Genomic DNA, 23,918 nt, shown 5'->3' with positions numbered 1-23,918 from the left:
GATGCTCACCCCGACGGCGCCGATCGTCAACTGTCGAGGAAGCTCCGCAGCTTCCGCGACCGGCTCGGATGCTTCAGCTTGCGAAGCGCCTTGGCCTCGATCTGGCGGATGCGTTCGCGGGTGACGCTGAACTGCTGGCCGACCTCTTCGAGGGTGTGGTCGGTGTTCATGCCGATGCCGAAGCGCATGCGCAGGACGCGTTCCTCGCGCGGGGTCAGGCTCGCCAGGACGCGGGTGGTGGTCTCGCGCAGGTTCGACTGGATGGCCGCGTCGATGGGCAGGATCGCGTTCTTGTCCTCGATGAAGTCGCCCAGGTGGCTGTCTTCCTCGTCGCCGATCGGGGTCTCGAGGCTGATCGGCTCCTTGGCGATCTTCAGGACCTTGCGGACCTTTTCCAGCGGCATGGCCAGCTTCTCGGCCAGCTCCTCCGGGGTCGGCTCGCGGCCGATCTCGTGCAGCATCTGGCGCGAGGTGCGGACGATCTTGTTGATCGTCTCGATCATGTGCACCGGGATGCGGATCGTGCGGGCCTGGTCGGCGATCGAGCGGGTGATCGCCTGACGGATCCACCAGGTGGCGTAGGTGGAGAACTTGTAGCCGCGGCGGTACTCGAACTTATCGACCGCCTTCATCAGGCCGATATTGCCTTCCTGAATAAGATCAAGGAATTGCAGGCCGCGGTTCGTGTACTTCTTGGCGATGGAGATCACCAGGCGCAGGTTGGCCTCGACCATTTCCTTCTTGGCCTGACGCGCCTCGCGCTCGCCCTTCTGCACGGTCTGGACGATGCGGCGGTAGTCGTCGATCGGCACGCCGGTCTCGGTGGCGAGCGCGGCGATCTCGTGGCGGATGTCGCCGACCTGGCTGGCGTCGTTCTCCACGAACTTGGTCCAGCGCACGCCCAGCGGCTTCACTTGGTCGGACCAGTTGGGCGACAGCTCCTGGCCGAAATAGGCCTTGAGGAACTCGGTGCGCGAGATGCCGTAGCTGTCGGCCAGGCGCAGCAGCCGGCCTTCCAGCCCCATCAGCCGCTTGTTGATCGCATAGAGCTGCTCGACCAGCGCCTCGATGCGGTTGTTGTTCAGCTTCAGCGTCTTCAGGTGCTGGACGATGGCCAGCGAGGCCGTGGTGTAGGCCTTGCGGTCGGCGTCCGACAGGTCCTCGCCCTTCAGGCGCTTGCCGACCAGCTTCTCCTGCAAGGCGCGGAAGGCGTCGAACTCCGACGCGATGGCGTCCAGGGTCGCCATGACCCCTTCACGCAGTTCGCCTTCCATGGCGCTGATGGTGGGACCGGCGCCGTCGTCGAAATCGTCGTCGTCGTCGCTCTCGGACTTGGCGACCGCCTCGCCGTCGGCGGTGACCTCGGCCTCTTCCGGCTCTTCCGGCTCGGGCGGCGCATTGGCCAGGGCCTCGGCGGCGGCCGCGGCGTTGATGCCGCCATAGGTCTGTTCGAGGTCGATGACCTCGCGCAGCAGGATGCGGCCGGTGCCCAGCTCCTCGCGCCAGACCATGATGGCCTCGAAGGTCAGCGCGCTTTCGCAGAGGCCCCGGATCATAGTGTCGCGACCGGCCTCGATACGCTTGGCGATGGCGATTTCGCCCTCGCGCGACAGCAGCTCGACCGAGCCCATCTCGCGCAGGTACATGCGCACGGGATCGTCGGTGCGGTCGTAGGCGGGTTCCTTGGCCGTCTCGACGACCTGGGTCTCCTCGCGCACGGCGACCTCGCCGCCCTCGGCGTCTTCTTCCGCCTCGACGACGTTGACGCCCATCTCCGACAGCATGGCGAGCGTGTCTTCGATGGCCTCGGAGGTCACTTCCTCGGACGGCAGCACCTTGTTCAGCTCGTCCATCGTGACGTAGCCGCGGGCTTTCGCCTGCTTGATGAACTTCTTGACGCCGGCGTCGGTGAGGTCGAGCAGCGGACCGTCGCCGCCCGTCGTCTCAGTGGATTCCGCTTCGGCCGTATTGGTGCTCATCTAAGTCTCCGATTTCGGCAATCCGAACCCCCTGCAAGGTTCGGGCCGAAGATGGTTAATTGCGGCCTGGCGACGGTCGTTTTCTCTACGACCCGTCACCCGCCCAAATCGTTCCCGTTCTGATCGCGCGTTTCAGTGCGTCGCGCTCACCTTTGAGACGCTCGAGGGCTTCCATGTCGGAACGACCGCTCAGGTTTCCCTTTGCGGACGTTATAGCCTCGTCGAGCGCCGCGAGCCTGGAAAGGCCCGCGAAGGCATGCGACCACTGGGATTTCGCGCTATCGAGGGAGACATCCGGTTTCATGATGGGCGCGCCCGATTTCGCAGCGGCCCGGTCGATGTCTGTCAAGAGCGCGGTAAACCCGCAAGACGCGAGATGGCGTGCGAGGGCTCCAGAGTCAAGGTGATCGGTCTCCAAACGGAACCGAATGATTTCCCTGGTCAATTCCACCAGCCCCGGATCGCCGAAGCCCTGGGCGGCGAAGGCGTCCTCCAGGTGGTCGTCCAGCACGCTGGGATCGGCCAGGGCATGGGCGACCATGGCGGCCGCCAGCGGGTCCAGCGAACGGGCCAGGCGTTGGGCGGCGGCCCGGCCCATGGCGGTCGGCGCCGGATCGATCCAGGCCGAGCCCGCCCCGCGCCAACTCCTTGATTGACCGAAGTTTCCGCGTCCCTGTTGGCCGCCAGAGACACCGCCCTGCTGGCCGCGCGGCGATAGGGCGTCCAGGCGTTGCAGGAGATCCTCGCGATAGGCCTGCTGCAGGTCCTTGTCGGCGATGCTCCCCGCCAACTGGCGCAGACGGGCCTTGAGTCCGGCCCGCCGCTCGGGCGTATCCAAGGGTTCCTGGTCGCGTTCCCGCACGAACAGCGCGTCGACGAACGGCGTGGTCTGCGACAATTGGGCTCGAAGCGCGCCGGCGCCCTGTTCGCGCAGCACCTCGTCGGGGTCCTTGCCGCCCTCGACCAGGGCGAAGCGGAAACTCTTGCCGGGCTTCAGCATCGGCAAGGCCCGGTCGATGGCCCGCGATGCGGCCTGGCGTCCCGCCCGGTCGCCGTCGAAACACAGGGTCGGCTCGGGGTGCAGCCGCCACAGCATCTCCATCTGGTCCTCGGTGAGCGCGGTGCCCAGCGGCGCGACCCCGGCGATCCCCGCCCGCTGGCAGGCGATGGCGTCCATATAGCCCTCGACCACCACCACCGGCGGGGTCTCAGCGCCCGTGGCCGCGGCCAGGATCTTGCGCGCCTCGGCCAGGCCGTAGAGCGAGCGGCCCTTGTGGAAGAGCGGCGACTCCGGCCCGTTCAGGTACTTGGCGCGGGCCTCCGGATCCATCGCCCGGCCGCCGAACGACAGCACCCGGCCGCGCGCGTCGGCGATGGGGAAGATGATCCGGTCGCGGAACCGGTCATAGGGCGCGCCTCCGTCCTCCGGGGCGATCAGCACGCCGCTCTCGACCAGCTCGGCGGGTCTGGCGCCCTTGGCGATCAGATAGTCCTTTAGGGCCGTCCGGCTAGCCGGCGAGAAGCCCAGGCGGAAGCGACCCCACTCGCTCTCAGGCAGGCCGCGCCGCTCCAGATAGGCCCGGGCCTCGCGCCCCTCGGGCCGACGCAGGGCCGCCTCGAACCATTGGGCGGCCAGCTCCAGCCAGTCCGACAGGCCCTGGCGCTGCTTCTCCTGCTCGGCGGCGCGGGGATCGGCGGCCGGCAGGGTCAGTCCCGCCTCGGCGGCCAGGCGCTCCACGGCCTCCATAAAGGTCAGCCGCTCGGTCTCCTGCAAGAAGGTGATCAGGTCGCCGTTCTTGCCGGAGGAGAAGTCGAAGAACTGGCCCTTGTCGTCGTTGACGTAGAACGACGGGGTCTTCTCCTTGTTGAACGGCGACAGCCCCACATACTCCCGGCCCTGCTTGCGCAGTTTCACCGTCCGCCCGATCACGTCGGAGGGGCGGAGCCGGGATTTGATCTCGTCGAGGAAATGTTCGTCGAAGCGCACGGGCCTTATGTAAGCCATCGGCCCACAACCGCCTACAGCCTCCCCCGCCTGACGCGGCTACAGCCCCCGCAGCTTGTCCGGATTGCGCACCATATAGATGCCGGCCAGTTTGCCGCCCTCCCCGGGCTGGAAGGCCACGGTCATCGGGCCGTCCTCGGCCTCCAGGATCACCCCCGGATAGCCGTTGATGCGCACGGCGCGGAAGGTCATCGACCAGGGCTCGCCGTCGTGGCGCCAGGCCAGCCCCTCCAGCAGCCGCAGGATGTCCTCGCGACCGATCAACGGGCGCAGGGAGGCGTTCCGCTTGCCGCCGCCGTCGGTGACCATCACCGCGTCCTCGGCCAGCATCGCCGAGAGGGCGGTCATGTCGCCCTGGCTGGCAGCGGCCATGAAGGCGGCGGCGAGCTTGGCGGCATCCTCCTGGCTGACCGTGAAGCGCGGGCGGTTGTCCTTGACGTGGGCTCGGGCCCGAGCGGCGAGCTGGCGCACGGCCGCCTCGTTGCGGCCAAGGGTCTGCGCCACCGACTCATAGTCCTCGTCGAACACGTCGTGCAGCAGGAACACCGCCCGCTCCAGGGGCGAGAGCCGCTCCAGGGCCAGCAGGAAGGCCACCGAAACGTCCTCGGCCCGCTCGACGGGGTCGACGCTGAGCTCCTCGATCAGCGGCTCGGGCAGCCAGGGGCCGCGATAGGCCTCCCGCCGCGCCTTGGCCGAGCGCAGGCGGTCGATGCAGAGGCGCGAGGTGACCCGCACCAGCCAGCCGGCCGCGTCCTCGACGCCCTCCGCCTTGGTCCAGCGCAGCCAGGCGTCCTGCACCGCGTCCTCGGCCTCGGCCACAGAGCCCAGCATGCGATAGGCCAGCCGCGTCAGGCGGGGGCGCTGGGCCTCGAAGGCTTCCAGATCGCCGGTCGGGGTCATGGCGCGTCTCCTAGGCCGCCTGGCGCAGAGGCGCCGGCTCGCCCGCCACCGTCACCCGCGAGCAGGCCTTGCCGTAGCCGAGGGCGTATTTCAGGGTGGGATACATCCGCGCGGTGGTGATCGCCATGCTTACGGCCACCAGCCCCCGGTCGCCCCAGCGGCGCACGATCTCGTCGCGCAGGGGATCGGCGGCCTCCATGTCGCGAGCCAGGCTGGCCTGGGCGAACCGCCAGCCGAGCGCGGCATCCTCGCCCATGGCCGCCTCGTCCCCGGCCAGGATGGCGCGCAGGACCTGGGGCTTCACCCCGCCGGCCGCGGCCATGTCGACGGAGATCTGGGTGCAGGGTCCGCAGTCCTCGGCCAGCGTCCCCGCGATGCCGGCCGCGGCGAGCGCCGCCGCCGGCGCGGCCTTGCGGTCGACGAGCTGGGTGAGGAACCCGAATTTCAGGAACGTCGCCGGGCTCGCCCGCAGCACATGGCGCATATAGCTCGCGTCATAGCCCCAGGTGCGCTCGATCTTTTCGATCTGGCGGGTGAGGAAGGTCTTCAGCATGGTCAGTGTCCCGGCCGTTTGGCGACCGCCAGCCAGGCCGCCAGCAGGGCTGGCAGATAGACGCCGGGGAGGTCGCGGATGACGTCGGCCAGGGGGTTGGCCGAACAGCTGGCGTCGAAGACGTGGATCCCCGCGTGCAGCACCAGGAAGGCCGCCCCCGCCGCCAGGGCGGGCCAGCCCTGGACCCGCCGCCAGGCGAACCAGGCGAGCCCGCCGGCGGTCACCAGATAGGCCGCGCCGATATCCCTGACGAAATGCGGGTTGTAGGCGCCGGTGGCGGTGACCCCAGGCACGGCGCCGTACCACCAGAACGAGGCGAACAGCATCGCCAGGGCGTTGACGGCGAGCAATGCGGCCAGGGCGGCGGCCAGGATGCGGGTCATAGGTTTCTCCGACTTCGCCACGAGGACGGAGCGGAGCTTAGTCCTGTGACATCGCCTGAGAAGAAATTCAGCCGATCCGCGCCACCCACCCCGGCAGGTCGCGGATCGAGGCCAGCTCCACGAAGCGCGTATGGCCCACCGGCGCCTCGGCGACCTCGTGCGCCCAGGTCAGCGGATAGGGCACATGGGCGGCCCAGGCTCCGGCCTCGATGGCCGGCAGGATGTCGGAGCGCATGGAATTGCCGCACATCGCCGCCTCCCCCGCCCCGGTGCCGTGCCGCTCGAACACCCGCGCATAGGTCGAGGCGTCCTTCTCGCTGACAATCTCCACGGCGGCGAACAGGTCGCCCAGGCCCGAGGCCGCCAGCTTCTGTTCCTGGTGCAGCAGGTCGCCCTTGGTGATCAGCACCAGGCGATAGGTCTTGGAGAGCTCGTCCAGGGCGTCCTCGACCCCGGGCAGCGGCTCGACCGGCTCGGTCAGCATCTCACGGCCCACGGCAAGGATCTCGCGGATCACCTTGGACGGCGCCTCGCCCCCGGTCAGCTCCATGGCGGTCTCGATCATGGAAAGGGTGAAACCCTTCACCCCGTAGCCGTAGAGCCGCAAATTGCGCCGTTCGACCTCGGCCAGCTTGGCCTCCAACTCGGCCCGATCCGCCACCTCGGCCAGCAGGTCGCAGAACCGCTCATGGGTCAGGCGGAAGATGTTCTCGTTGTGCCAAAGGGTGTCGTCGGCGTCCAAGCCGACCGTGGTGATGCTCATGTGCTCCACATAGCCGCTTGTGCATGAAAATCGAGCCCCGCCGCCCAAGGGCCGGGCGCCGCGTCGTTTCCGCCCGCGGCGCGGGCGGTCGCAGCATTCCGGCAACATCAGGCGCGCCATCTGATCTCCGTGGCGTTGAGTGATTCTCCGGGGCGGCGGATGTCGAAGGACGGACTGCGCGGATGGCTGGCGCGCAATATCGGCCGCCGGCTGGGGGGCCGCGCCCTGGCGGCGGCCGAGGCCGAGGCGCGGCGGGCCGAGGCGCGCCTGCGCGAGGCCATCGACGTCCTGCCCGAAGGCGTGGTCTTCCTCGACGCCGAGGGCCGCTATGTCCTGTGGAACCGGCGATACGCCGAGATCTATCACCGCACCGCCGACCTGTTCCGGCCCGGCGCCAAGCTGGCCGACACCCTGCGGGTCGGGGTCGCCCGAGGCGACTATCCCGACGCCGTGGGCCGCGAAGACGAATGGCTCGCCGCCCGCCTCGAGAAGCTCCAGGCCCCCACGGGCGAGCGCCAGGAGCAGCGCCTGGCCGACGGGCGCTGGCTGATGATCGAGGAGCGGCGCACCGCCGACGGCGGCGTGATCGGCCTGCGGGTCGACATCACCCAGCTCAAGCGCCAGGCCGCCGACCTGGAGGACGCCCTGCACCGGGCCGAGGCCGCCAGCCGCGCCAAGAGCGAGTTCCTCGCCGATATGAGCCACGAGCTGCGCACCCCGCTGAACGGGGTCATGGGCCTGGCCCAGGCCCTGGAGCGGCAAGGCCTCAGCGATGATCAGCGCGCCATCGTCGCAGAGATGCTGAACTCGGCCCGCGCTCTCGACGACCTGGTCAACAACCTGCTGGACTATGGCGACGCCGCCCGCGAAGCCGACGCGGCGCCCACGGCCGGTCCGGTGGCTCACGCCGCGCCGCTGCGGGTGCTGGCGGCCGACGACAACCCCACCAACCGCAGGGTCATCGAGCTGATGCTGGGGGCGGCCGGCGCCGAGGTGGTCAGCGTCGAGGACGGCGCCCAGGCGGTGCAGGCCTGGCGCGGAGGCGCCTTCGACCTGGTGCTGATGGACCTGCGCATGCCGATCATGGACGGCCTGGACGCCATCCGCGCCATCCGCCGAGCCGAGGGGGCGGGCCTTCCGCGCGCGCCGATCATCGTGATCAGCGCCAACACCTCGCCGGGCGACCTTGAGGCGTCAAAGGCCGCCGGCGCCGACCGCCACATCGCCAAGCCGGTCCGGGCCGAGGCCCTATTCGAGGCGATCTCGGAGGTGCTGGAGAGTTAGGCTGCGCAGGCCTTGTGGGCCTTGGTGAACCGCTCCGTGGAGGCCGGGAACCGGGCCAGGGCCGCCGCCGGCCGGATCGGGCGGGCCGCGAAATTTCCGCCGCAGTTGGGGCAGGCCCCGCCCAGCCGATGTTCCACGCAGTCGGCGCAGAACGTGCATTCGAAGGTGCAGATCATGGCGTCCGCCGCATCGGCCGGCAGGTCCTTGTCGCAGCATTCGCAGTTCGGCTTCAGGGCCAGCATCCGTCAAACTCCCATGGGTGGAGCCAGGATCATGCCAGCCTCGCACCCTGTCGGAAATGACACACTTCCCTCGTTTTCAGCCAAACCTATTCGCCGAACCCCGCGCCCGGCTCGATCGGCGATAGCCGTAGGAGCCGCGAATCGGCGACGGCGGCGGTCCTGTGCTTCACGAACTCGCGGTACTCGGGGTCGGCCACCATGGCCAGGAAGGCCGCCGCGTTCGGATATTCGGCGATGAAGGCCAGGTCCCAGGCCTCGTCCCGTGGCCCCGTCACCATCACCTGCGGCTTGCCGGCCCAGACCTGGCGACCGCCCAGCCGCGCGAAGATCGGCGCGGTCGTCCGGCCATAGGCGCGATAGGCCTCCAGCCCGGTGAGCCCCTTGCCGTGGTCAGGATGGTCGGCGGGATATTCGGCCAGCGGCTTCACCCGCACCAGGTTCAGCATCTGAATCGGCTGGTCCCGCGGCAGGGCCTTGAAGATCGCCCAGGCGTCGCGGTCGGGATCGATGTGCGCGGTCATGACTGGCCTCCTCCCACAAGGGCGCATTGACCGGCCCTCCGGGACTCACTAACTACGCGGCCGTTTGCGCAACAAGCAGGCAGTTCCAGCGGGCGGGGTTTTCCCTCGGCCGGCCTTCTGCGAGCATGCGACCAACCCTTAGGAGCCACGCCCATGACCACCGACCTGCTTGCTGGTGTCACCGGCGTCCTGGTGTTGGCGGACGGCACGGTCCTGCAGGGGATCGGGGTCGGCGCGGCGGGCGAAGCGGTGGGCGAGGTCTGCTTCAACACCGCCATGACCGGCTACCAGGAGATCCTCACGGACCCCTCCTACATGTCCCAGATCGTGGCCTTCACCTTCCCGCACATGGGCAATACCGGGGTGAACGTCGAGGACATCGAACAGATGTCCGGCTCGGCCAAGACCTCCGCCTGCGGCGCGATCTTCCGCGACGTGCCCACCGCCCCCGCCAACTGGCGCTCGGACGGCGATCTCGACACCTGGATGAAGCGCCGAGAGGTCGTGGGTCTGGCTGGGGTCGACACGCGGGCGCTGACCCGCGCCATCCGCGAGAAGGGCATGCCGCACGGCGTCATCGCCCACAGCCCGGACGGCAAGTTCGACATCCCGGCCCTGGTCGCCAAGGCCAAGGCCTGGTCGGGCCTGGTGGGCCTGGACCTCGCCAAGGACGCCTCCTGCCTGCAGCCCTTCGTCTATGACGAGGGCCTGTGGACCTGGCCCGAGGGCTACGCCAAGGCCGGCCAGCCGAAGTACGAGGTCGTGGTCCTGGACTACGGGGTGAAGCGCAACATCCTGCGCGCGCTCACCTCCATCGGCGCCCGCGCCACCGTCGTGCCCGCAAGCACCTCGGCCGAAGACATCCTGGCCCGCAAGCCGGACGGGATCCTGCTGTCAAACGGCCCCGGCGACCCGGCGGCCACCGGCGAATACGCGGTGCCGGAGATCAAGAAGCTGGTCGACAGCGGCGTCCCGGTGTTCGGCATCTGCCTGGGCCATCAGATGATGGCGCTGGCGCTGGGCGCCACCACCATGAAGATGGAGCAGGGCCACCATGGCGCGAACCATCCGGTGAAGGACATCACCACCGGCAAGGTGGAGATCGTCTCCATGAATCACGGCTTCACCGTCGATCGCGACAGCCTGCCCGAGCCGGTGGTCGAGACCCACGTGTCGCTGTTCGACGGCACCAATGCCGGCATCGCGCTCAAGGATCGTCCGGTCTTCTCGGTCCAGCACCACCCGGAAGCGTCTCCCGGCCCGACGGACTCGCTTTACCTGTTCGAGCGGTTCGCGGGCTTCATGGACGCCGCGGCCAAGTAGCGCCCGAACCCCTCCCGCCGCGGGCGCGACGAGAAGGGGCCCGGCGCATCACGGCGCCTAGGGCATCAGCACCGTGTCGACGACGTGGATCACGCCGTTCGACTGGTGGACGTCGGCGATGGTCACCTTCGAGGTCCCGCCCATGGCGTCGTGGACCACCAGGCCGCCGCCCATGGCCATGATCGTCAGGCTCTCGCCCTGCACGGTCTTCAGCGTCGCCTTGCCGCCCCCAGCCTTCACCATCGCGGCGAGGTCAGCGCCCGACAGGCGGCCCGGCGCCACGTGATAGGTCAGCACCTTGGTCAGGGTCGCCTTGCTTTCCGGCTTCACCAGGGTCTCGACCGTGCCGGCCGGGAGCTTGGCGAAGGCGGCGTTGGTCGGGGCGAAGACCGTGAACGGGCCCGGGCTCGCCAGAGTGTCCACCAGGCCGGCCGCCTGCACGGCCGTGACCAGGGTGGTGTGGTCCTTCGAATTGACCGCGTTTTCGACGATGTTCTTGGACGGATACATGGCGGCGCCGCCGACCATGACCGTCTTCTCCTTGCCCATGGGCGAGGTCATTTGAGCAGAAGCCGCGCCGCTGACGAGACAAGCGGCAGCAACTCCGGCGACCAGCGCCGGAATGAACTTGTTAGACATAGGTCGAGTCCCTGGATTATCTGCCGCCATCTCAGCGACACCAAGGATACGGGACGGCCTCCGCCAAGGATGCGCGTCGCCGGCGTTTTTCTGCGCGGGGCTAGTCCCAGCCGATGTGGGTCTTCATGTCGGGCAGGAAGCTCAGCCAGACGGCGAAATTGTCGTCGAGGGCCTCGCGGGTGGCGCCGGGGCTGAGGTTGATGTCGTAGGTGAACCAGGGATCGCCGTCGTCGTCGATGAAGCAGTCGACGTAGCGCTTCTTGCTGTTCCAGGCGTTGACCTTGTCCATCGCCAGCTTGGCGTCCATGTCGAAGCCGGCGATCATCTGGATCGAGGTGCAGCGCGCCTTCTCGCAGTCGTAGAAATGCACGTCGAAGCTGACGCCCTCCGCCGCGCTCTTCAGGTACTCGTCGCCTGCGTCATCCTTGGCGACCTCGGCCTTGTAGCCGCCGTCGGTCAGCCAGGCCTTGACCTCCTTGACGCTCATGCCGCCCTTGGCGATCTCCGCGGCCTGCGCCGCGCCGCCCAGCCAGACGAACGCCGCCAGGCTCATGGCGATGAGACGCGTTTTCATGGTCGGCTCCCCCAATCCTGACCGCAGGATAGGGCGTTTCCAGCTGCAGGCGCTAGGGCGGCGGCTCAGATCCTGGCGAGCTTGCCGATCGCCGCCACGGGCCCCGAGGGGCCGTCGGACTTCGAGCCGCCCATCGGTTCGACCGAGACCGCCAGCGCCGCGCCCTCGGTGACCATGCCGGCCATCTCCGGCTTCATCGGCATGGATTTGGAGGTTCCGGGCGCCACCAGGCCCAGCGAGCGCGGCTTGCCATCGGCGGGGATCAGCCACAACTCGTGGCTATGGTTCGGGTCTGCGCCGGGCGCCATCAGCGAGGCCACCAGCATGGCTTTCCGCGCCGGGTCGTAGGCCGCCACGAACATCGGCTGGCCGGCGGTCGAGGCCAGGCGGGCGTCCAGCATGGGCGCCATCGGCGGCGGGGCGGTGCGGATCACCACCGGCGGCTGGCTGGCCAGCATGACGGCCGCAGCGATGCTGGCGGCGGCGAGGCCCATCGAGCCCATCGCCGTCCCCCGCCATAGGCGCATGCGCTTCAGGAGGCCGTTGTCGTTGGCCGGCAGGGCGCGTTCGATACGTGCCCAGAGCCCGGCGGGCGCCTCGACCGGGTCGACGGCGGCCAGCATCGGGGCGAGCCGCTCGCGCCAGGCCTCGACCTGGGCGGCGAAGGCGGGGTCGCGGGCCATGCGGGCCTCCGCCAGGGCTCTTTCGCGCGTGGAGAGCACGCCCAGAGCGTGTTCGGCCGCCAGGGCCTCGTCGTCGCGCAGCTCGGGGCCGATATCGCTCATCGCTCCAGGCACCCCCTGAGCTTGAGGAGGCCGCGGCGGATCCAGCTCTTCACGGTGCCGAGCGGGGCGTCCATGCGCTGGGCCAGGGCTTCGTAGGTCACACCCTCGAAGAAGGCCGTGCGGATGACCGCCCGGGTGCGTTCGTCCAGTTCGGACAGGCAGCGCCCCAGGGCCTGGCCGTCCTGGCTGGCGGCCAGCAGAGTCTCCGCGCTGGGCCTGCCGTCATCGATCTCCAGGTCTTCGACCTGCTCGGCATAGGCCAGCGGACCCCGCGCCCGCAGCCGGTCGATGGCGCGATTGCGCGCGATGGTCGAGATCCACGTCATGACGCTGGCCCGGCCCGCTTCGAAGCGGTCGGCCCTTCGCCAGATCGTCAAATAGACCTCTTGCAGCACGTCTTCGCTCTCATCCCTGTCGGACAAGATACGAAGACAGACGCCGAAAAGCTTCGAAGACGTGGCCTGGTAAAGTTGTCGCAGCGCCGCGCGATCGCCCGACGCGATGCGCGGCAACAGTTCGGCGAGCGGGTCGATCGAGGAAGTCGCGTTCAAACCAGGGGTTCGCAGACCGTCTTACGGACGGCGAGGCTGCCCTAGGCCAAGGCGCCAAGGCAAGCCTGAAACCGTCGTTCCGCGATCACGGGTCGCGTCGGATCATGTTGGCCTGGCCGGGCGGCGCCTGGTCGATGATCAGCAGCCGCGCGCCCTCCCCGCCCAGGGCCTCGCCCTGGTGCCACTGGTCGCGGGCCTCGACCGCGAAATCGCCGGGCGAGATCTCGACCACCGCCCCGGTGTCCAGGTTGGTCACCTTCACCCGGCCGGCCAGGACGTAGGCGAAGCGCTGGTTGGGGTGCTTGTGGGCTGGGATGATCCCGCCCGGCGGAATGGTGGTCTCCGAGACGCTGACCCGAACCGGCCCCTGGGGCAGCAGGATCGGTTGGCCGCCCTGGGTGGTCTCGAAGGCCGCCAGAGGGCGTGAGATCGGTGAGACTGTAGGCCCGGCGCAGGCGGTCGCCGCGGCCAGGCCAAGGAAAAGCGAAAGCATCGTCATTCAGATCTCCGGGCGCGCGGCAAGCAAGTCCGCCGTACAGATGCGCACTCAAACCTTCGCAAGCCTACGCCGTAAGGGCCAGGGATTTCAGGCCGGGGACCATCTAGTCTCCAGAATAGCCGCCTATCGGCTTCGGAAACCAAGTCGTCGCGGCCCCAAGACCAGTGTTCGGCGGATCATCTTGCGGGGTGGCTGGAACCGCGCTACGGTTCGAGGGTCAAACTCGTACGGTTCGGCTGAATTTCCTTATCCCGCCTGGGATTCCGGACCTGCTCCCCGATCCCCCGAGACCTTTGATCCGTTGCTCAAACCGCTTGGGCTGCGGGCATATCTATCAAGGACGAATATCTCTATGGCTACCGGCACTGTGAAATGGTTCAACGGAACCAAGGGCTACGGCTTCATCCAACCCGACGACGGCGGCGCTGACGTCTTCGTGCACATTTCGGCCGTCGAGCGCGCAGGCCTGCGTAGCCTGAACGAAGGCCAAAAGGTCAACTACGAGCTCGAACAGGATCGTCGCAGCGGCAAGATGTCCGCCGGCAACCTGCAGGTCTAGGCGACCGCATTCGGGCCCTCGGGCCCTTATGTCAGAACGATGATGGGCCGGCGGCGACGCCGGCCCATTTTCTTTGGGCGAAACGCGGCTTGCGCCCAGGCGACTCCGTCTCTAAACGGCCCCCTTAACCTGCAGTTTGACCGGGACCGGGCGCGCTTCGAGCCGCGCCCGCCCTCGCGCGCGAGTAGATATGCCCAAACGCACCGACATCTCGTCGATCCTCATCATCGGCGCCGGCCCGATCGTCATCGGACAGGCCTGCGAGTTCGACTATTCGGGGGTCCAGGCCTGCAAGGCGCTGCGCGCCGAGGGCTACCGCATCGTGCTGGTCAACTCGAACCCGGCCACGATCATGACCGACCCGGACGTGGCCGACGCCACCTATGTCGAGCCGATCACGCCGGAGATCGTCGAGAAGATCATCGCCAAGGAGCGGCCCGACGCCCTGCTGCCGACCATGGGCGGTCAGACGGCGCTGAACACGGCGCTCGCCCTCGAGGCCTCCGGCGTGCTGGCCAAGTACGGCGTGGAGATGATCGGGGCCAAGGCCGACGTCATCGACAAGGCCGAGGACCGCCAGAAATTCCGCGACGCCATGGACAAGCTGGGCCTCGAGAGCCCCAAGTCCAAGGCCGCCCACACCATGGACGAGGCCCTGGAGGGCCTGGACTTCGTGGGCCTGCCCGCCATCGTCCGCCCGTCCTTCACGCTCGCCGGCACCGGCGGCGGCATCGCCTATAACCTGGAAGAGTTCCACGAGATCGTGGCGCGCGGCCTCGACCTCTCCCCCACCACCGAAGTCCTCATCGAGGAGAGCGTGCTGGGCTGGAAGGAGTTCGAGATGGAGGTGGTCCGCGACAAGGCGGACAACTGCATCATCGTCTGTTCCATCGAGAACATCGATCCGATGGGCGTCCATACCGGCGACAGCATCACCGTCGCCCCGGCGCTGACGCTGACCGACAAGGAATACCAGCGCATGCGGGCGGCCTCGATCGCCGTCCTGCGCGAGATCGGGGTGGAGACCGGCGGCTCCAATGTGCAGTTCGCGGTGAACCCCGCCGATGGGCGCATGGTGGTCATCGAGATGAACCCGCGCGTGTCGCGTTCGTCGGCCCTGGCCTCCAAGGCCACAGGTTTCCCGATCGCCAAGGTCGCCGCGCGCCTGGCCGTGGGCTACACCCTCGATGAGCTGATGAACGACATCACCGGCGCCACCCCGGCCTCGTTCGAGCCCAGCATCGACTATGTGGTCACCAAGATCCCGCGCTTCGCCTTCGAGAAATACCCGGGCTCAGAACCGCACCTGACCACCGCCATGAAGTCGGTGGGCGAGGTCATGGCCATCGGCCGCACCTTCGCCGAGAGCCTGCAGAAGGCCCTGCGCGGCCTGGAGACCGGCCTGACCGGCCTCGATGACATCGAGATCGAGGGCGCGAACGACCCCGAGACCGGCCGCGCCGCAGTGATCCGCGCGCTCGGCCAGCCCACCCCCGACCGCCTGCGGGTGATCGCCCAGGCCTTCCGCCATGGCCTGTCGGTGGACGAGATCAACGAGGCCTGCTCCTACGAGCCCTGGTTCCTGCGCCAGATCGAGGACCTGATGCGCGCCGAGGCGGCGATCATGGTCGCGGGCCTGCCCGCCAACGCCGCGGAGTTCCGCGGCCTCAAGGCCCAGGGCTTCTCCGACGCGCGCCTGGCCAAGCTGACCCACACCACCGAGCGCGAGGTGCGCGAGCAGCGCCGCGCCCACGGGGTGCGCCCGGTGTTCAAGCGCATCGACAGCTGCGCGGGCGAGTTCCGGGCGGCCACGCCCTACATGTACTCGACCTATGAAACCGGGGCGCTGGGCCAGACCCCCGAATGCGAGAGCGAGCCTACCGAGGCCCGCAAGGCGATCATCTTGGGCGGCGGTCCAAACCGGATCGGCCAGGGCATCGAGTTCGACTACTGCTGCTGCCACGCGGCCTTCGCCCTGGACGCCATCGGCGTCGAGTCGATCATGGTCAACTGCAACCCGGAGACCGTGTCGACCGACTACGACACCTCCGACCGGCTCTATTTCGAGCCCCTGACCGCCGAGGATGTCCTGGAGCTCATCGCCGTCGAGCAGACCCGCGGGACCCTGCTGGGCGTCATCGTCCAGTTCGGCGGCCAAACCCCGCTGAAGCTGGCCCAGGCCCTGGAAGACGCCGGCATCCCGATCCTCGGCACCTCCCCCGACGCCATCGACCTGGCCGAGGACCGCGAGCGCTTCCAGCAGCTGCTGCACCGCCTGAAGATCGCCCAGCCGGTCAACGCCATCGCCCGCTCGCGCGACGAGGCCTTCGCCGGCGCCCACGCGGTCGGCTACCCCATCGTCATCCGGCCCTCCTATGTCCTGGGCGGCCGGGCCATGGAGATCATCCGCGACGACGAGCAGCTCGAGCGCTACGTCAACACCGCCGTCCAGGTCTCCGGCGACAGCCCCGTCCTGATCGACCAGTACCTGTCGCGCGCCACCGAGGTCGACGTGGACGCCCTATGCGACGGCGAGACCGTCTTCGTCTGCGGCGTCATGGAGCATATCGAAGAGGCTGGGGTGCACTCGGGCGACAGCGCCTGCTCCCTGCCCCCCTTCTCGCTGAAGCCCGAGACCATCGCCGAGCTGAAGCGCCAGACCGAGGCCATGGCCTTCGCGCTCAATGTCCGCGGCCTGATGAACGTGCAGTTCGCCATCGAGGAGCCGCACTCGGCCGCCCCGCGCATCTATGTGCTGGAGGTCAATCCCCGCGCCAGCCGCACCGTGCCCTTCGTGGCCAAGACCATCGGCCAGCCGATCGCCGCGATCGCGGCCAAGGTCATGGCCGGCGAGAAGCTCTCCAGCTTCAATCTGGTGGAAAAGCCCTACGACCATGTGGCCGTGAAAGAAGCCGTCTTCCCCTTCGCCCGCTTCGCCGGGGTCGACACCATCCTGGGCCCCGAGATGCGCTCCACGGGCGAGGTCATGGGCCTGGACTGGATCCGCGACGGCGAGACCTCCAGCGCCCCGGCCTTCGCCCGGGCCTTCGCCAAGAGCCAACTCGGCGGCGGGGTGAACCTGCCCAAGTCCGGCTGCGTCTTCGTCTCGGTGAAGGACGCCGACAAGACCTGGATCAAGGAGCCCGTGCGCCTGCTGATCGAGCTGGGTTTCAAGATCCTCGCCACCTCGGGCACCGCCTCCTACCTGTCCGGCGAAGGCCTGGCGGTGGAGACGGTCAAGAAGGTGCTGGAGGGCCGGCCGCACATCGTCGACACCATGAAGAACGGCGGCGTCCAGCTGGTGTTCAACACCACCGAGGGCAAGCAGTCCCTGGCCGACAGCTTCGAGATCCGCCGCACGGCCCTAATGATGAAGACCCCCTACTTCACCACCACCGCCGGAGCGCTCGCCGCCGCCCAGGCCATCGCGGCCACTGTGGAGGACACCCTCGAGGTCCGGCCGCTGCAGAGCTACGCCTAGGCCGTCGCCCCCAGCTTCATCTCCAGGAACACCAGGATCGCCACCGTGGCGCTGTAATAGGCGAAGCGGGCCGGGACGCCGCCGTGCGCCAGGTCCACCCCGGTGGCGATGACGAAGATGGCGATGAGGGCGCCGCCGGCCCAGAGCTGCGCCGGGATCCAGAGGAAGGCGAGCGCCGCGACGATCTCGGCACCCGCCAGCAGCCGGATGAAGGTCCCCATCTGGGCCGCCTCACCGCCGCCGTGGGTTGCGGGCCAGCCCTCGAGGAAGGTCTTGGCCGAGGCGAAGACGATGAAGGCGACATAGACGCAGCGATACAGATAGAGCGCCGTCGTTTCGGTCATTTCGGAGTCTCCGTCAGGCGGTGGGCGTCGGCCGCGGCAAGGTCCAGGCCGTAGACGCCCTTCAGGGCGGCTATCTTCTCCAGGGTCTCCGGCGAGAACGGCGCCTTGCCCTCGAAGGCGTGCAGGGTCATCCCCTCGATCAGATCGCCCAGCGACATGTCGAGATATTCGGCGAGGCTTTTCAGCACCTTCAGCAGGCGGCGCTCGATCCGCACGCCGGTCTGGGTTCGTTCGATTGTTACCATGGTAACTTGGTATCATCAGCATGGTGAACAGGCAAGCTGGTAACTCCCGCCGCACGCGCTCGTGAATGGCCAAGCTTAAGAGTCTGATTGACCACCAGGTTTCCGGGGCGCACCCTTTGCGTGTCGCCTAGCTTCGGCAGGCGCGTAGTGGGCGAGCTCCGGCGGCCCCTGATGACCAGCCGGAAGGCCCACCTGGGCGCCTGTCGCAGTCTGGCGGAGGATTCGTCCTCTTGAACAGAATGCGAAGGAAACGCCATGCAATCCGGACACCACGAGGGTGAGGTCCACCACAAGAACAAGCACCTGCTCGAGCGCTTCGAAGGCTACACAGACTTGATCATTGTGGGGCTGATCATCGCGCTCGGGGCGGCCATGCTGGTCGGTCTTCTGACCGCCAACGGCAAGGTGACCTGGTAAGCGTCAGGACCCAGCGAGACGCCGATCTGGTCAGAGCGCCCTAGCCAACACCAGATCGTCGTACTCGTTCGCGCCCACGCGGAATTTCCTCACGCCCGCCTCGACATAGCCTTGGCGGGCGTAGAAGGCGATTGCGCGTGAATTTCCACCGAACACGCCCAGCAGCATCCGGGTGAATCCGGCCTGCGCCGCGGCGTCCATCGCCGTGGTCATCAGCTTGGCCCCGAGCCCGGTCCCGTGGAACCGGTTCAGCAGATAGATGCGCTTCAGCTCCACGTCCTTCTCGCCGGTCGGCACCGGCAGGTCCGGGGGCGTCAGGGCGGCATAACCAACCGCAGCCCCGCCCTCGTCCATCTCCGCCGCCCAAAGGCTGTAGCCGGGCTTGGCCAACCAGTCCGCGTATAGCGCCTCGCCGTGCTCGCTCTTGCAGTGGCTGACGATGTCGGCCGACGGCAGCACCCCCGCATAGGTCTCCAGGAACGTCGCCTGGCCGACCAGGGCCAGGGCCGCCTCATCCCCCGGGCGGCAGGCCCGGATGGTGATGCTCATGAACGCTCTCCCGACTGGTGGGCTCTGCGGCCCGAATCTAAGCGACGCGGCGTGAGGCTGGCCCTGATCGAAGAGCTAGGCTAGGCGTACGGCCAACTAAACAACGATCACTCTGGGAGGGTAACCATGGCGGGACGGGTCGAGGGCAAGGTGGCGCTGATCACCGGCGGCGCGAGCGGGATCGGGCGCGGCTGCGCCGAACGGCTGGCTGAGGAAGGCGCGACCGTGGTCGTGACCGACCTCCAGGACGAGATGGGCGCCGAGGTTGTTGCGGTGATCGTCTCCGGCGGCGGCAAGGCCGACTACCTGCACCACGACGTCACCGGCGAACAGGCCTGGATCGACGTCATCGCCGCCATCAAGGCCCGGCATGGCCGCCTCGATATCCTGGTGAACAACGCCGGCATCGGCATCTCGGGCTCGGTGCTGGAGATGTCCCTGGCCGACTTCCAACGCCAGACGGCGATCAACCTCGACGGCGTCTTCCTGGGCGTGAAGCACGCCATCCCGCTGATGCGCCAGGGCGGTGGCGGTTCGATCATCAACATGTCCTCGGTGGCTGGCCTGAAGGGCTCGGCGATCCTGGCCGGATACTGCGCCACCAAGGGCGGCGTGCGGCTGTTCACCAAGGCCGTGGCCATGGAATGCGCCAACGCCAAGGACGGCGTCCGGGTCAATTCCGTGCACCCCGGCATCATCGAGACGCCGATCTGGGACTCGATCATGGGCACCGGCGAACCGGGCGACAATGCGCGGCCCGCGCGGCCGGTGGTGCTGGACGCCATGAGCGCCGAGGGCGTGCCGCTCGGCGTGAAGGGCTATCCCCTGGACATCGCCAACGGCGTCCTGTGGCTGGCCTCCGACGAGAGCCGCTATGTGACCGGGGCCGAGATCGTGATCGACGGCGGGCTGAGCGTGAAGTAGGAGCGGCTCATGCCCGCCACCCTGCACGTCGTCTTCGGCCCTTCCGGCGCCGGAAAGTCCACCTACGCCCAGGAGCTCGCCCGCCGCGAGCCGGCCGTCCATTTCGCCCTCGACGACTGGATGGCCCGGCTGTTCGGCGCCGACATGCCCGATCCGCTGGAGTTCGAGTGGATGATGGAGCGGGTCGAGCGCTGCGAGGCGCAGATCTGGTCCACGGCCGCGGCCACTATCGCGACGGGAACCTCGGTGGTCCTGGACCTGGGCCTGATGCGCAAGGCCGACCGCGCTCGGGTGGCCGAAATCGCCCAGGCCGTCGAACTGCCCCTGCAGTTCCACTTCGTCACCGCCCCGGCGGCCGTGCGGCGCGCGCGGGTGATGGAGCGCAACGAGATCCGCGGCAAGACCTTCGCCATCGAGGTGAACCCGGAGATGTTCGAGTTCATCGAGGGGGTCTATGAGGCGCCTGAAGCCGCCGAGCTCGCCGGCTGCGTGGTGTCGGAGAGCACCTAGGTCGCCGCGGTCCCCGCGAACAGCCACGCCGGCCAGGTGGCGTCGGCGGCGCGCTGATAGGCCGGGCGGCGCGCCAGGCGGGCGTCGTAGTCCATGATCGCTGGAAGCTCCGGCAAGTCCTTGCGATGCAGCGCCGCCGAGAGGGTCGAGCCCAGCATGACGTCGGCGGCGGTGAACTTGTCCCCCAGCAGGTAGTTCCGGCCTTTCAGCGCGCCCTCCATCACCCCCAGCATATCGTCGAAGCCGCCGAAACCGGTCTCGGTCCCGGGCAGGTCGATATGCTTGGGGTGCAGGCTGATCAGCGGGTCCAGCACCGCGGTCGAATAGACCATCCATTTGAGATAGGCCCCGCGGTCGACGTCCTCGATACGGGGCGCCAGGCCGCCATAGCCGTAGCGGTCGGCCAGATAGATGCAGATGGCGGGGTTCTCGCTGACCACCACCTTGCCGTCGGTGATGGTGGGCACCTTTCCCGACGGATTGAGCTTCAGGTATTCGGGCTTCTTCTGGTCGCCCTTGCGGATGTCCACGGTCTCGACGCGGAACGGAACGCCCAACTCCTCCAGCAGCCAATAGGCGGTGAAGGCCCGGCTGGCCGGCGAGTGGTAGAGGGTGATTCCGCGCCTGGGCGTCATGCTTGGCCTTTCCGACTTGCCGTCTATCTAGGTTCGCAGCAGACTGGGCGCCAGACGGTCGCGACCGCCAACCAACGTCATGCTGCATTGCACCCCTTGAGTTTTCTTGGGCAAGCTTCTATCCTCTACCCCCCCGGACGCCTGCGCCCGCGGCCGGCAACGAACACCTCAAGGGCGAACCCGAGTCCCCATCTACCATGGAAAAAGTCCCGATGACCGCCGAGGGCTGGAAAGCTCTCGACGACGAACTAAAGCGTTTGAAGACCGCTGAGCGCCCCGCTGTTATCGCGGCGATCTCGGAAGCGCGCTCGCATGGCGACCTTTCCGAGAACGCCGAATATCACGCCGCCAAGGAACGCCAAGGCTGGATCGAAGGCCAGATCGCCGACATCGAAGACAAGATGGCGCGCGCTCAGGTGATCGATGTCTCCAAGCTGTCCGGCAGCCAGGTGAAGTTCGGCGCCACCGTCTCCGTGGTGGACGAGGACACCGAGGAAAAGGCCCGCTACCAGATCGTCGGCGAGCACGAGGCTGACGTGAAGAAGGGCAAGATCTCGATCCTGTCCCCGCTGGCCCGAGCCATGATCGGCAAGGAAACCGGCGACGTCGTCGAGGTGCACACCCCCGGCGGCGGCAAGGCCTACGAGATCACCAAGGTCGATTGGGCCTAGCACCCGGCTCCGGCCCGAGGGCTTGCGACGTGGCGACACCCGCAACCGAACGTCCGTTGATCGTCTGGGCCGTCTCCGACGGCCGCGCCGGCATCGAGGCCCAGGTCACCGGGCTGGCCGGCGCCGTGGCCGCGCGCCGCAAGGCCAAGGTTGTGGTCAAGCGGATCGGCTGGAAGGGTCGGATCGGCCGCCTGCCCTGGTGGCTCAACCTGCTGCCCAAGCGCTTCCTCTCCTCGGAGAGCGAGATCGCGCCGCCGTGGCCGGACGTCTGGATCGCCGCCGGGCGCGCCACCCTGCCGCTATCGCTACGCATCAAGGGCTGGTCGGGCGGTCAGGCCTATGTGGTGCAGATCCAGGACCCGCGCCTGCCCCCCTCGAAGTTCGACCTGGTCATCCCGCCCAAGCATGACCGGCTGGCCGGCGACAACGTCTTCCCGATCATCGGCTCGCCCGGCCGGGTGAACGCCGACCGGCTGGACGGCGACCTGGCGCGCTTCAAGGACGTGCTGGGGCCCCTGCCCCGTCCCCGCGTCGCCGTGGTGATCGGCGGCAAGTCCAAGGCCCACGACCTGTCGCCGGTCCGCGCCGCGGCCATGGCCCGGGAGATCGAACTGCCGGTCACGGAAGAGGGCGGCTCGGTGATGATCACCTTCACCCGCCGCACTCCGCCCCAGGCCCAGGCGATCCTGGCCTCGCGTTTGCGCCACCTGCCCGGCGTGATCTGGGATGGGACCGGGGACAATCCCTATTTCGCCTACCTGGCCGCGGCCGACTACATCCTGGTCACCGAGGACTCCACCAACCTCGCCACCGACGCGGCCTCCACGGGCAAACCGGTCTTCATCCTCAAGATGGACGGCGAGAGCCTGAAGCTGCGTCGCTTCCACGAGGATCTCGAGCGCATCGGAGCGGCACGCCCGATGGGCGACGCCTTCCACAGCTGGACCTACGAACCCCTGGCCGAGACCGACCGCGCCGCCGCCGAGGTCTTGGCCCGCTACGACGCCTGGAAGGCCAAGGGATGAGCCTCACGGTCCGCCTCGCCGGCCCGGCGGACCTCCCCGTCGCCCTGGCCATGGACGAGGTCGCCGCCCGCGACGCCCACCGTCACGACTGGCTGACCCGCGCCTTCGCCGGCGAGAAGGGCCGCGTGGCGCGCCTGGCCCTGCTGGACGGCGAGCCGGCGGGCTTCGCGGTGATGGGTGAGTTCTTCTCCAACCCGTTTCTGGACCTGATCGTCACCGCGCCTGCGGCGCGGCGGCGCGGCGTGGCCGCCGCCCTGCTGACCGAGATCGAACGGGTCCACGCGGGCCAGAAGCTCTTCGTCTCGACCAATGTCTCCAACACGATCATGCAGGGCCTGCTCTCCTGCCGCGGCTATCTCCCGAGCGGCCAGGTCGAGAATCTGGACCCGGGCGACCCGGAGCTGTTCTTCGTACGCCCGCCCGCGCTGTAACGCCGCCTTTCCACAGCGAAGGTTTAGGCCTTCCATGGCTGCGAGATGATTCTCCGCCCGCGCATCCTGTTCATCGCGAACGCCGGCCCTGAGGTCGGCGGGGGTCACGTGATGCGCTCCCTGACCTTGGCCCGCGCGCTGATCGCCCGGGGCGCGGCCTGCGCCTTCCTGGCCCCACCCGAGGTGGCCGCGGTGCTGGACGCCTTCGGTCCCGACATCAGCCGTGAGGACGCCACCTCCGTCGACGCCGAGCACCTGGCCGACGCGGCCACCGGCGTGCAGTTCGACGCGGTGGTGTTCGACCACTACGGCCTGGCTCGCGCCGAGCACGAGGCCGTGGCCCACGGCCGCCCGACCCTGGTGATCGACGACCTCGCCGACCGGCCCCTGGCCGCCGACCTGGTGCTGGACTCCGGGCCTGCCAGGGTGGCGGCCGACTACGCCTTCTTCGCCGACCAGGCACGCCTGCTGCTCGGCCCCGACTATGCGCCCGTGCGTCCCGAGTTCGCCGCCCTGCGCGAGGAGGCCCTGGCCCGGCGCGGCGGTCCCGTGGGCCGGGTGCTGGTGGCCCTGGGCCTGACCGATCTCAGCAAGATCACCGCCCGGGTCGTCGACCACCTACGCCAGCGCAACGGCCAGGTGGCCCTCGACATCGTGCTGGGCAGCGGCGCCGGCAGCCTGCCGGGCCTGCGCCGTGTGGCCGCCCACGATCCACGCATCACCCTGCATGTGGACACCCAGGACATGGCGGCGCTGACCGCCGCGGCCGACGTCGCCATCGGGGCGGCGGGCTCCACCACCTGGGAGCGCTGCGTGCTCGGCCTGCCCTCGGCGCTGCTGATCCTGGCCGACAACCAGCGCCCGGCGGCCCTGGCCCTGGCCGCCCGCGACGCGGCGCTGGTCGTCGACGCCCAGGACGCCGACTTCGAGGCCGTGCTGGACCGGGCGATCGTGCGCCTGCTGTCGGACAGCGCGACCCGCGCCCGCCTCTCGGCCGCCAGCGCCGAGGTCTGCGACGGCCTGGGCGCGGGGCGCGTCGCCGAGGCCTTGCTGGAGGTCATCGCCGCCCCGCGACAGCCTGTCCCAGCGGCCCCGTCTTAACCAAGTCTTCGCAATGGCCGCCTCA

28 protein-coding genes are annotated in these 23,918 nt (G+C 68.6%); 11 read left to right on the top strand and 17 right to left on the bottom strand.

Annotated features, from left to right (window positions below):
• Positions 1–26: 26 nt before the first annotated feature.
• The 6 genes from rpoD to V6M51_RS02295 form a co-directional block, all read right to left on the bottom strand.
• Positions 27–1,979: an RNA polymerase sigma factor RpoD gene (rpoD, locus tag V6M51_RS02320; RefSeq protein ID WP_305674529.1), complete on the bottom strand. Its 1,953-nt coding sequence runs from the start codon at positions 1,977–1,979 to the stop codon at positions 27–29.
• Positions 1,980–2,064: 85 nt separating this feature from the next.
• Positions 2,065–3,984, bottom strand: coding sequence for a DNA primase (gene dnaG / locus V6M51_RS02315; protein WP_332764290.1), 1,920 nt, complete (start codon positions 3,982–3,984; stop codon positions 2,065–2,067).
• Between the two features lie 39 nt (positions 3,985–4,023).
• Positions 4,024–4,884: a sigma-70 family RNA polymerase sigma factor gene (locus tag V6M51_RS02310; protein ID WP_332764288.1), complete on the bottom strand. Its 861-nt coding sequence runs from the start codon at positions 4,882–4,884 to the stop codon at positions 4,024–4,026.
• Positions 4,885–4,894: 10 nt separating this feature from the next.
• Positions 4,895–5,437, bottom strand: coding sequence for a hypothetical protein (locus V6M51_RS02305; RefSeq protein WP_332764286.1), 543 nt, complete (start codon positions 5,435–5,437; stop codon positions 4,895–4,897).
• Positions 5,438–5,439: 2 nt separating this feature from the next.
• Complete coding sequence (locus V6M51_RS02300) at positions 5,440–5,820, bottom strand: hypothetical protein (protein WP_332764284.1); 381 nt, start codon at positions 5,818–5,820, stop codon at positions 5,440–5,442.
• Between the two features lie 67 nt (positions 5,821–5,887).
• The gene (locus V6M51_RS02295; protein WP_332764283.1) at positions 5,888–6,583 is read right to left on the bottom strand and encodes an HAD family hydrolase; all 696 of its coding nucleotides are present in this window, start codon (positions 6,581–6,583) and stop codon (positions 5,888–5,890) included.
• Positions 6,584–6,742: 159 nt separating this feature from the next.
• On the opposite strand from V6M51_RS02295, the gene V6M51_RS02290 reads away from it, so the two are divergent.
• Positions 6,743–7,867 carry a hybrid sensor histidine kinase/response regulator gene (locus V6M51_RS02290; RefSeq protein ID WP_332764282.1) on the top strand — a complete coding sequence of 375 codons (1,125 nt, stop codon included), beginning with the start codon at positions 6,743–6,745 and terminating at the stop codon, positions 7,865–7,867.
• On the opposite strand, the gene V6M51_RS02285 is transcribed toward V6M51_RS02290, so the two are convergent.
• Together V6M51_RS02285 and V6M51_RS02280 are read right to left on the bottom strand one after the other, a co-directional pair.
• Positions 7,864–8,109 carry a DUF1272 domain-containing protein gene (locus tag V6M51_RS02285; RefSeq protein ID WP_332764280.1) on the bottom strand — a complete coding sequence of 82 codons (246 nt, stop codon included), beginning with the start codon at positions 8,107–8,109 and terminating at the stop codon, positions 7,864–7,866. The genes V6M51_RS02290 and V6M51_RS02285 overlap by 4 nt on opposite strands.
• A gap of 86 nt (positions 8,110–8,195) precedes the next feature.
• Complete coding sequence (locus V6M51_RS02280) at positions 8,196–8,630, bottom strand: DUF1330 domain-containing protein (RefSeq protein ID WP_332764278.1); 435 nt, start codon at positions 8,628–8,630, stop codon at positions 8,196–8,198.
• 153 nt (positions 8,631–8,783) lie between these two features.
• Between V6M51_RS02280 and carA the strand changes: the two genes are divergently transcribed.
• A complete protein-coding gene (carA, locus tag V6M51_RS02275; RefSeq protein WP_332764276.1) occupies positions 8,784–9,953 on the top strand; it encodes a glutamine-hydrolyzing carbamoyl-phosphate synthase small subunit in 1,170 nt (389 codons plus the stop codon).
• A 57-nt stretch (positions 9,954–10,010) separates the two neighbouring features.
• Here the strand turns inward: carA and V6M51_RS02270 are convergent, their stop codons facing one another.
• The 5 genes from V6M51_RS02270 to V6M51_RS02250 form a co-directional block, all read right to left on the bottom strand.
• On the bottom strand, positions 10,011–10,514 hold the full coding sequence (locus V6M51_RS02270; RefSeq protein WP_332764274.1) for a fasciclin domain-containing protein: 504 nt from the start codon (positions 10,512–10,514) through the stop codon (positions 10,011–10,013).
• 178 nt (positions 10,515–10,692) lie between these two features.
• A complete protein-coding gene (locus V6M51_RS02265) occupies positions 10,693–11,166 on the bottom strand; it encodes a YbjN domain-containing protein (RefSeq protein ID WP_332764272.1) in 474 nt (157 codons plus the stop codon).
• 65 nt (positions 11,167–11,231) lie between these two features.
• Positions 11,232–11,951, bottom strand: coding sequence for an anti-sigma factor (locus V6M51_RS02260; protein ID WP_332764270.1), 720 nt, complete (start codon positions 11,949–11,951; stop codon positions 11,232–11,234).
• Positions 11,948–12,463 carry a sigma-70 family RNA polymerase sigma factor gene (locus V6M51_RS02255; RefSeq protein ID WP_332764710.1) on the bottom strand — a complete coding sequence of 172 codons (516 nt, stop codon included), beginning with the start codon at positions 12,461–12,463 and terminating at the stop codon, positions 11,948–11,950. The genes V6M51_RS02260 and V6M51_RS02255 overlap by 4 nt, the downstream gene beginning before the upstream one ends.
• Before the next feature lie 124 nt (positions 12,464–12,587).
• Positions 12,588–13,001, bottom strand: coding sequence for a cupin domain-containing protein (locus V6M51_RS02250; protein ID WP_332764269.1), 414 nt, complete (start codon positions 12,999–13,001; stop codon positions 12,588–12,590).
• A 352-nt stretch (positions 13,002–13,353) separates the two neighbouring features.
• Here V6M51_RS02250 and V6M51_RS02245 point away from each other — a divergent pair, with 352 nt between their 5' ends.
• Positions 13,354–13,560 (top strand): cold-shock protein, encoded by a 207-nt coding sequence (locus tag V6M51_RS02245; RefSeq protein WP_254834032.1) that lies wholly within the window; start codon positions 13,354–13,356, stop codon positions 13,558–13,560.
• A gap of 190 nt (positions 13,561–13,750) precedes the next feature.
• Positions 13,751–17,041 carry a carbamoyl-phosphate synthase large subunit gene (gene carB / locus V6M51_RS02240; RefSeq protein WP_332764264.1) on the top strand — a complete coding sequence of 1,097 codons (3,291 nt, stop codon included), beginning with the start codon at positions 13,751–13,753 and terminating at the stop codon, positions 17,039–17,041.
• On the opposite strand, the gene V6M51_RS02235 is transcribed toward carB, so the two are convergent.
• A complete protein-coding gene (locus tag V6M51_RS02235; RefSeq protein ID WP_332764262.1) occupies positions 17,038–17,385 on the bottom strand; it encodes a hypothetical protein in 348 nt (115 codons plus the stop codon). The genes carB and V6M51_RS02235 overlap by 4 nt on opposite strands.
• Entirely contained in the window at positions 17,382–17,630 is a 249-nt protein-coding gene (locus tag V6M51_RS02230; RefSeq protein WP_332764260.1) for a hypothetical protein, read from the bottom strand. Before V6M51_RS02230 ends, V6M51_RS02235 begins: the two co-directional genes overlap by 4 nt.
• A gap of 255 nt (positions 17,631–17,885) precedes the next feature.
• Here V6M51_RS02230 and V6M51_RS02225 point away from each other — a divergent pair, with 255 nt between their 5' ends.
• A complete protein-coding gene (locus V6M51_RS02225; RefSeq protein WP_332764258.1) occupies positions 17,886–18,047 on the top strand; it encodes a hypothetical protein in 162 nt (53 codons plus the stop codon).
• Between the two features lie 30 nt (positions 18,048–18,077).
• On the opposite strand, the gene V6M51_RS02220 is transcribed toward V6M51_RS02225, so the two are convergent.
• On the bottom strand, positions 18,078–18,596 hold the full coding sequence (locus V6M51_RS02220) for a GNAT family N-acetyltransferase (RefSeq protein ID WP_332764256.1): 519 nt from the start codon (positions 18,594–18,596) through the stop codon (positions 18,078–18,080).
• Between the two features lie 126 nt (positions 18,597–18,722).
• Between V6M51_RS02220 and V6M51_RS02215 the strand changes: the two genes are divergently transcribed.
• Together V6M51_RS02215 and V6M51_RS02210 are read left to right on the top strand one after the other, a co-directional pair.
• Positions 18,723–19,520: an SDR family NAD(P)-dependent oxidoreductase gene (locus tag V6M51_RS02215; protein ID WP_332764254.1), complete on the top strand. Its 798-nt coding sequence runs from the start codon at positions 18,723–18,725 to the stop codon at positions 19,518–19,520.
• A gap of 9 nt (positions 19,521–19,529) precedes the next feature.
• The gene (locus tag V6M51_RS02210) at positions 19,530–20,030 is read left to right on the top strand and encodes an AAA family ATPase (RefSeq protein ID WP_332764252.1); all 501 of its coding nucleotides are present in this window, start codon (positions 19,530–19,532) and stop codon (positions 20,028–20,030) included.
• Here V6M51_RS02210 and V6M51_RS02205 read toward each other — a convergent pair.
• Positions 20,027–20,665 (bottom strand): glutathione S-transferase family protein, encoded by a 639-nt coding sequence (locus V6M51_RS02205; protein ID WP_332764250.1) that lies wholly within the window; start codon positions 20,663–20,665, stop codon positions 20,027–20,029. The two genes, V6M51_RS02210 and V6M51_RS02205, sit on opposite strands and share 4 nt — an antisense overlap.
• A gap of 197 nt (positions 20,666–20,862) precedes the next feature.
• On the opposite strand from V6M51_RS02205, the gene greA reads away from it, so the two are divergent.
• Genes greA through pseG form a run of 4 tightly spaced genes read left to right on the top strand, consistent with a single transcriptional unit; the run spans position 20,863 to position 23,893 of the window.
• Positions 20,863–21,336, top strand: coding sequence for a transcription elongation factor GreA (gene greA / locus V6M51_RS02200; RefSeq protein ID WP_305677653.1), 474 nt, complete (start codon positions 20,863–20,865; stop codon positions 21,334–21,336).
• A gap of 29 nt (positions 21,337–21,365) precedes the next feature.
• On the top strand, positions 21,366–22,361 hold the full coding sequence (locus V6M51_RS02195) for a mitochondrial fission ELM1 family protein (protein WP_332764247.1): 996 nt from the start codon (positions 21,366–21,368) through the stop codon (positions 22,359–22,361).
• Positions 22,358–22,792, top strand: coding sequence for a GNAT family N-acetyltransferase (locus V6M51_RS02190; RefSeq protein WP_332764246.1), 435 nt, complete (start codon positions 22,358–22,360; stop codon positions 22,790–22,792). Before V6M51_RS02195 ends, V6M51_RS02190 begins: the two co-directional genes overlap by 4 nt.
• A gap of 45 nt (positions 22,793–22,837) precedes the next feature.
• Entirely contained in the window at positions 22,838–23,893 is a 1,056-nt protein-coding gene (gene pseG / locus V6M51_RS02185; protein WP_332764244.1) for a UDP-2,4-diacetamido-2,4,6-trideoxy-beta-L-altropyranose hydrolase, read from the top strand.
• The last annotated feature ends 25 nt before the right edge of the window (positions 23,894–23,918 follow it).

The sequence above is a fragment of the Phenylobacterium sp. genome (genome assembly GCF_036677185.1).
GTDB lineage: Bacteria > Pseudomonadota > Alphaproteobacteria > Caulobacterales > Caulobacteraceae > Phenylobacterium.
The sequence above is the reverse complement of the archived record's forward strand: the minus strand, read 5'-3'. Positions and strand labels throughout refer to the sequence as shown.

Excerpts from the sequence above, each read along its gene's own strand:
- V6M51_RS02215 (WP_332764254.1), top strand. The coding sequence starts at position 18,723 with ATGGCGGGACGGGTCGAGGGCAAGGTGGCGCTGATCACCGGCGGCGCG.
- V6M51_RS02285 (WP_332764280.1), bottom strand. The coding sequence starts at position 8,109 with ATGCTGGCCCTGAAGCCGAACTGCGAATGCTGCGACAAGGACCTGCCG.
- V6M51_RS02310 (WP_332764288.1), bottom strand. The coding sequence starts at position 4,884 with ATGACCCCGACCGGCGATCTGGAAGCCTTCGAGGCCCAGCGCCCCCGC.
- rpoD (WP_305674529.1), bottom strand. The coding sequence starts at position 1,979 with ATGAGCACCAATACGGCCGAAGCGGAATCCACTGAGACGACGGGCGGC.
- V6M51_RS02300 (WP_332764284.1), bottom strand. The coding sequence starts at position 5,820 with ATGACCCGCATCCTGGCCGCCGCCCTGGCCGCATTGCTCGCCGTCAAC.
- V6M51_RS02225 (WP_332764258.1), top strand. The coding sequence starts at position 17,886 with ATGCAATCCGGACACCACGAGGGTGAGGTCCACCACAAGAACAAGCAC.
- V6M51_RS02250 (WP_332764269.1), bottom strand. The coding sequence starts at position 13,001 with ATGACGATGCTTTCGCTTTTCCTTGGCCTGGCCGCGGCGACCGCCTGC.
- V6M51_RS02280 (WP_332764278.1), bottom strand. The coding sequence starts at position 8,630 with ATGACCGCGCACATCGATCCCGACCGCGACGCCTGGGCGATCTTCAAG.
- carB (WP_332764264.1), top strand. The coding sequence starts at position 13,751 with ATGCCCAAACGCACCGACATCTCGTCGATCCTCATCATCGGCGCCGGC.
- V6M51_RS02230 (WP_332764260.1), bottom strand. The coding sequence starts at position 17,630 with ATGGTAACAATCGAACGAACCCAGACCGGCGTGCGGATCGAGCGCCGC.
- V6M51_RS02265 (WP_332764272.1), bottom strand. The coding sequence starts at position 11,166 with ATGAAAACGCGTCTCATCGCCATGAGCCTGGCGGCGTTCGTCTGGCTG.
- V6M51_RS02235 (WP_332764262.1), bottom strand. The coding sequence starts at position 17,385 with ATGACCGAAACGACGGCGCTCTATCTGTATCGCTGCGTCTATGTCGCC.
- V6M51_RS02290 (WP_332764282.1), top strand. The coding sequence starts at position 6,743 with ATGTCGAAGGACGGACTGCGCGGATGGCTGGCGCGCAATATCGGCCGC.
- V6M51_RS02205 (WP_332764250.1), bottom strand. The coding sequence starts at position 20,665 with ATGACGCCCAGGCGCGGAATCACCCTCTACCACTCGCCGGCCAGCCGG.
- V6M51_RS02260 (WP_332764270.1), bottom strand. The coding sequence starts at position 11,951 with ATGAGCGATATCGGCCCCGAGCTGCGCGACGACGAGGCCCTGGCGGCC.
- V6M51_RS02305 (WP_332764286.1), bottom strand. The coding sequence starts at position 5,437 with ATGCTGAAGACCTTCCTCACCCGCCAGATCGAAAAGATCGAGCGCACC.
- V6M51_RS02190 (WP_332764246.1), top strand. The coding sequence starts at position 22,358 with ATGAGCCTCACGGTCCGCCTCGCCGGCCCGGCGGACCTCCCCGTCGCC.
- dnaG (WP_332764290.1), bottom strand. The coding sequence starts at position 3,984 with ATGGCTTACATAAGGCCCGTGCGCTTCGACGAACATTTCCTCGACGAG.
- V6M51_RS02270 (WP_332764274.1), bottom strand. The coding sequence starts at position 10,514 with ATGACCTCGCCCATGGGCAAGGAGAAGACGGTCATGGTCGGCGGCGCC.
- pseG (WP_332764244.1), top strand. The coding sequence starts at position 22,838 with ATGATTCTCCGCCCGCGCATCCTGTTCATCGCGAACGCCGGCCCTGAG.
- carA (WP_332764276.1), top strand. The coding sequence starts at position 8,784 with ATGACCACCGACCTGCTTGCTGGTGTCACCGGCGTCCTGGTGTTGGCG.
- V6M51_RS02245 (WP_254834032.1), top strand. The coding sequence starts at position 13,354 with ATGGCTACCGGCACTGTGAAATGGTTCAACGGAACCAAGGGCTACGGC.
- V6M51_RS02295 (WP_332764283.1), bottom strand. The coding sequence starts at position 6,583 with ATGAGCATCACCACGGTCGGCTTGGACGCCGACGACACCCTTTGGCAC.
- V6M51_RS02210 (WP_332764252.1), top strand. The coding sequence starts at position 19,530 with ATGCCCGCCACCCTGCACGTCGTCTTCGGCCCTTCCGGCGCCGGAAAG.
- V6M51_RS02220 (WP_332764256.1), bottom strand. The coding sequence starts at position 18,596 with ATGAGCATCACCATCCGGGCCTGCCGCCCGGGGGATGAGGCGGCCCTG.
- greA (WP_305677653.1), top strand. The coding sequence starts at position 20,863 with ATGGAAAAAGTCCCGATGACCGCCGAGGGCTGGAAAGCTCTCGACGAC.